Source organism: Capnocytophaga sp. oral taxon 326 str. F0382 (genome assembly GCF_000318295.1).
GTDB classification, from domain to species: Bacteria; Bacteroidota; Bacteroidia; order Flavobacteriales; family Flavobacteriaceae; genus Capnocytophaga; species Capnocytophaga periodontitidis.
The window spans coordinates 28,908-29,436 of sequence record NZ_KB291358.1 but is presented as its reverse complement, the minus strand read 5'-3'; the positions used below and the strand labels follow the sequence as shown (position 1 = coordinate 29,436).

The window sequence follows — 529 nt, the reverse complement described above, 5'->3', positions numbered from 1 at the left end:
AAACATTCATATAAGACTATAAGAAAAGTTCTGGATTAAAATTTTGTATGTTTACCTTGAAAAGGACAATTTGAAAAATATCAAAGGAATTATAAAGGTTATAAAATTTTTAAGATCAAACCATAATAGTATGAAAATAGACAGAGAACTCAAACAAGAAATTAACAAAGAATGGCAAAGTGCTTTCCCCCAGTTAGGGAGCTATACTCAAAATAAATTTTTTAAAGTTTTAGGGACTCTTATTGTTGGTATAGAATTGATAAAGGTTCCTTTTATGGAACAATATAGACCTCATTTTGTTATCTATACTCTGTTTGATAAAGATTTAGGTACAGACCTCTCTGAAGAAATATTATTACAAGAGTTTTATAATAAGAAAGGGTTTCAGTGTGATATACCTTATTTAAAACACAATGAGTATTTTAAAGAAGTGGTAAGTTGTATTTATAAACAACTTCCAATCTCTTTAGAAGTAGACATACAAATTAATAAAATAAATCACTTGTGTTTATCAAAATGTGTTAAAATT

General features: G+C 26.1%; 1 pseudogene. It reads left to right on the top strand.

Annotated features, from left to right (window positions below):
• Positions 1–130 precede the first annotated feature (130 nt).
• Positions 131–529, top strand: a pseudogene (locus HMPREF9073_RS00565) (hypothetical protein); the annotation flags it as partial.